Genomic DNA, 5,433 nt, shown 5'->3' with positions numbered 1-5,433 from the left:
TGAAAGGATGTTCCGGCGGTGTCCTACTCTCCCACACCCTGTCGAGTGCAGTACCATCGGCGCTGGCAGGCTTAGCTTCCGGGTTCGGAATGGGACCGGGCGTTTCCCTGCCGCTATGGCCGCCGTAACTCTATGAAACTATCCACCACTCGCAGCAACCCACCCGGGGATTCCCTCACCTGTGAGAGACCCCGCCCGGGGGGTTTGCTGCGGTGTCTGTGTGTTGTTTCAGATACCGCACAGTGGACGCGTAGCAAATCTTTGTTGGTAAGTCCTCGGCCTATTAGTACCGGTCACCTCCACACGTTACCGTGCTTCCAGTTCCGGCCTATCAACCCCATGGTCTGTAGGGGGCCTTAACCACTCGAGGTGGTGAGAAACCTCATCTTGGAACAGGCTTCCCGCTTAGATGCTTTCAGCGGTTATCCCTTCCGAACGTAGCCAACCAGCCATGCCCCTGGCGGGACAACTGGCACACCAGAGGTTCGTCCGTCCCGGTCCTCTCGTACTAGGGACAGCCTTCCTCAAGTTTCTGACGCGCGCGGCGGATAGAGACCGAACTGTCTCACGACGTTCTAAACCCAGCTCGCGTGCCGCTTTAATGGGCGAACAGCCCAACCCTTGGGACCTACTCCAGCCCCAGGATGCGACGAGCCGACATCGAGGTGCCAAACCATCCCGTCGATATGGACTCTTGGGGAAGATCAGCCTGTTATCCCCGGGGTACCTTTTATCCGTTGAGCGACACCGCTTCCACATGCCGGTGCCGGATCACTAGTCCCGACTTTCGTCCCTGCTCGACCTGTCGGTCTCACAGTCAAGCTCCCTTGTGCACTTGCACTCGACACCTGATTGCCAACCAGGCTGAGGGAACCTTTGGGCGCCTCCGTTACATTTTAGGAGGCAACCGCCCCAGTTAAACTACCCACCAGGCACTGTCCCTGAACCAGATCATGGCCCGAGGTTAGAAGTCCAATACGACCAGAGTGGTATTTCAACGACGACTCCACGAACACTGGCGTGCCCGCTTCACAGTCTCCCACCTATCCTACACAAACCGTACCGAACACCAATACCAAGCTATAGTGAAGGTCCCGGGGTCTTTTCGTCCTGCCGCGCGTAACGAGCATCTTTACTCGTAATGCAATTTCGCCGAGTCTGTGGTTGAGACAGCAGAGAAGTCGTTACGCCATTCGTGCAGGTCGGAACTTACCCGACAAGGAATTTCGCTACCTTAGGATGGTTATAGTTACCACCGCCGTTTACCGGGGCTTAAATTCTCAGCTTCGCACCCGAAGGCGCTAACCGGTCCTCTTAACCTTCCGGCACCGGGCAGGCGTCAGTCCGTATACATCGTCTTACGACTTCGCACGGACCTGTGTTTTTAGTAAACAGTCGCTTCTCTCTGGTCTCTGCGACCACCCCCAGCTCACCAAGCAAAGTTGGATCACCAGGCATGGTCCCCCTTCTCCCGAAGTTACGGGGGCATTTTGCCGAGTTCCTTAACCACAGTTCTCTCGATCGCCTCGGTATTCTCTACCTGACCACCTGTGTCGGTTTGGGGTACGGGCCGTGTACCAACTCACTAGAGGCTTTTCTCGGCAGCATAGGATCACTGAATTCGCCTCAATCGGCTACGCATCACCTCTCAGGCTGTATGGGATCCGGATTTGCCTAGATCCCGCCCTACCGGCTTACACCAGGTAATCCACCACCTGGCCCAGCTACCTTCCTGCGTCACCCCATCGCTTGACTACTACAGCCAGGGTCCCGCGCAGCCCCATCAAGTCTCCCGAAGGAGATCCATCCGGTTTTGGGCAGTTAGCACAACTGATTCGCCATTGGGCGCGGATACACGGGTACGGGAATATCAACCCGTTGTCCATCGACTACGCCTGTCGGCCTCGCCTTAGGTCCCGACTCACCCTGGGCGGATTAACCTGGCCCAGGAACCCTTGGTCATTCGGCGGACGAGTTTCTCACTCGTCTTTCGCTACTCATGCCTGCATTCTCACTCGCACAGCCTCCACAGCTAGGTCACCCTGCTGCTTCCACGGCTGCACGACGCTCCCCTACCCACCCCAACGACTGGCCCGAAGGCGATCATATGTCGGAGTGCCGCGGCTTCGGCGGTGTACTTGAGCCCCGCTACATTGTCGGCGCAGGATCACTTGACCAGTGAGCTATTACGCACTCTTTCAAGGGTGGCTGCTTCTAAGCCAACCTCCTGGTTGTCTCAGCGACCCCACATCCTTTTCCACTTAGTACACGCTTAGGGGCCTTAGCCGGCGATCTGGGCTGTTTCCCTCTCGACTACGAAGCTTATCCCCCGCAGTCTCACTGCCACGCTCTCACACACCGGCATTCGGAGTTTGGCTGACTTCGGTAAGCTTGTAGGCCCCCTAGGCCATCCAGTAGCTCTACCTCCGGCGTGAAACACGTGACGCTGCACCTAAATGCATTTCGGGGAGAACCAGCTATCACGGAGTTTGATTGGCCTTTCACCCCTACCCACAGCTCATCCCCTCAGTTTTCAACCTAAGTGGGTTCGGGCCTCCACGACGTCTTACCGTCGCTTCACCCTGGCCATGGGTAGATCACTCCGCTTCGGGTCCATGGCATGCGACTCGGGCGCCCTATTCGGACTCGCTTTCGCTACGGCTACCCCACACGGGTTAACCTCGCCACACACCGATGACTCGCAGGCTCATTCTTCAAAAGGCACGCCATCACCCCACCCCGAAGGGAAGGCTCTGACGGATTGTAAGCGCACGGTTTCAGGTACTATTTCACTCCCCTCCCGGGGTACTTTTCACCTTTCCCTCACGGTACTAGTCCGCTATCGGTCACCAGGGAGTATTCAGGCTTACCGGGTGGTCCCGGCAGATTCACAGCAGATTTCACGGGCCCGCTGCTACTCGGGCATCATCCACGAGAGCCGTCATGTTTTCGTCTACGGGATTCTCACCCTCTACGACAGGCCGTTCCAGACCACTTCAACTAACACAACGGTTTCTGACTCCCGCCCTGACCGGCAGATCAGAGAAGAATGACCCCACAACCCCACGAACGCAACCCCTGCCGGGTATCACACGCCCATGGTTTAGCCTCATCCGCTTTCGCTCGCCACTACTCACGGAATCACTATTGTTTTCTCTTCCTGTGGGTACTGAGATGTTTCACTTCCCCACGTTCCCTCCACACACCCTATATATTCAGATGCGGGTAACACGACATCACTCGTGCTGGGTTTCCCCATTCGGAAATCCTCGGATCTCAGCTCGGTTGACAGCTCCCCGAGGCTTATCGCAGCCTCCTACGTCCTTCATCGGCTCCTGGTGCCAAGGCATCCACCGTACGCTCTTCAACACTTACTAACAAAGATGCTCGCGTCCACTGTGCAGTTCTCAAACAACACACAAGACCAAACCCTGACTCAGCACCAGCCGGAACCAAAAATCCCGCGGTATGACTGAAGATCCAGTCTCGTCGTCTATTTGCCTAGAGAGTCTCGCTCACTCGCGTGTTCTCTCAGGACCCAACAGTGTGTCGACTACATCCCCGCCAGCCGGTCATTGGAGACCGGCCGATACACGAGGCACATGTCAGCGTTCCACCCATGAGCAACTGCGGCTCTTCATACGAGAGCTCAAACAGCCTCTGCCAGAACAACATCCCACCTGTGTGGGCATGCCTGGAGAATGCTCCTTAGAAAGGAGGTGATCCAGCCGCACCTTCCGGTACGGCTACCTTGTTACGACTTCGTCCCAATCGCCGATCCCACCTTCGACGGCTCCCTCCCACAAGGGGTTAGGCCACCGGCTTCGGGTGTTACCGACTTTCATGACGTGACGGGCGGTGTGTACAAGGCCCGGGAACGTATTCACCGCAGCGTTGCTGATCTGCGATTACTAGCGACTCCAACTTCACGGGGTCGAGTTGCAGACCCCGATCCGAACTGAGACCGGCTTTAAGGGATTCGCTCCACCTCACGGTATCGCAGCCCTCTGTACCGGCCATTGTAGCATGTGTGAAGCCCTGGACATAAGGGGCATGATGACTTGACGTCGTCCCCACCTTCCTCCGAGTTGACCCCGGCAGTCTCCTGCGAGTCCCCACCATTACGTGCTGGCAACACAGGACAAGGGTTGCGCTCGTTGCGGGACTTAACCCAACATCTCACGACACGAGCTGACGACAGCCATGCACCACCTGTACACCAACCACAAGGGAAACCGTATCTCTACGGCTGTCTGGTGTATGTCAAACCCAGGTAAGGTTCTTCGCGTTGCATCGAATTAATCCACATGCTCCGCCGCTTGTGCGGGCCCCCGTCAATTCCTTTGAGTTTTAGCCTTGCGGCCGTACTCCCCAGGCGGGGCGCTTAATGCGTTAGCTACGGCACGGATCCCGTGGAAGGAAACCCACACCTAGCGCCCACCGTTTACGGCGTGGACTACCAGGGTATCTAATCCTGTTCGCTACCCACGCTTTCGCTTCTCAGCGTCAGTTACTGCCCAGAGACCCGCCTTCGCCACCGGTGTTCCTCCTGATATCTGCGCATTTCACCGCTACACCAGGAATTCCAGTCTCCCCTGCAGTACTCAAGTCTGCCCGTATCGCCTGCAAGCTCACAGTTGAGCTGTGAGTTTTCACAGACGACGCGACAAACCGCCTACAAGCTCTTTACGCCCAGTAATTCCGGACAACGCTCGCACCCTACGTATTACCGCGGCTGCTGGCACGTAGTTGGCCGGTGCTTCTTCTACAGGTACCGTCACTTACGCTTCGTCCCTGTCGAAAGAGGTTTACAACCCGAAGGCCGTCATCCCTCACGCGGCGTCGCTGCATCAGGCTTTCGCCCATTGTGCAATATTCCCCACTGCTGCCTCCCGTAGGAGTCTGGGCCGTGTCTCAGTCCCAGTGTGGCCGGTCGCCCTCTCAGGCCGGCTACCCGTCGTCGCCTTGGTAGGCCATTACCCCACCAACAAGCTGATAGGCCGCGGGCCCATCTCGCACCAGTAAACCTTTCCACCACAAACCATGCGATCCGTGGTCATATCCGGTATTAGACCCAGTTTCCCAGGCTTATCCCGAAGTGCGAGGCAGATCACCCACGTGTTACTCACCCGTTCGCCGCTCGTGTACCCCGAAGGGCCTTACCGCTCGACTTGCATGTGTTAAGCACGCCGCCAGCGTTCGTCCTGAGCCAGGATCAAACTCTCCGTTGAAGACTCACAATCACACCCGCAAAGGGCGCAATCAAAGTAATAACCAGAGTCCGAAAACCCAGCAAAACAATCGCCAGCCGGAAAAATAGCTGACTAAAAATGCCCGACCCTCCACACGGGGAGCGGAAGGCCGGAACCAAAAAATATTTGGCACTGACATTCATCGACACACTATTGAGTTCTCAAAGAACACACGCACACA

General features: G+C 56.9%; 3 rRNA genes. All 3 read right to left on the bottom strand.

Features of this window, described 5'->3' with window-relative positions:
- Nucleotides 1-10 precede the first annotated feature (10 nt).
- A 5S ribosomal RNA gene (gene rrf / locus NA4_RS37225) occupies nt 11-127 on the bottom strand.
- A 136-nt stretch (nt 128-263) separates the two neighbouring features.
- Nucleotides 264-3,377 (bottom strand): 23S ribosomal RNA (locus NA4_RS37220).
- Between the two features lie 335 nt (nt 3,378-3,712).
- Nucleotides 3,713-5,231 (bottom strand): 16S ribosomal RNA (locus tag NA4_RS37215).
- Together the 16S, 23S and 5S rRNA genes form the textbook arrangement of a ribosomal RNA operon.
- Nucleotides 5,232-5,433 lie beyond the last annotated feature (202 nt).

The organism is Nocardia amamiensis NBRC 102102, assembly GCF_001612745.1.
Taxonomy (GTDB): domain Bacteria; phylum Actinomycetota; class Actinomycetes; order Mycobacteriales; family Mycobacteriaceae; genus Nocardia; species Nocardia amamiensis.
The sequence above is the reverse complement of the archived record's forward strand: the minus strand, read 5'-3'. Positions and strand labels throughout refer to the sequence as shown.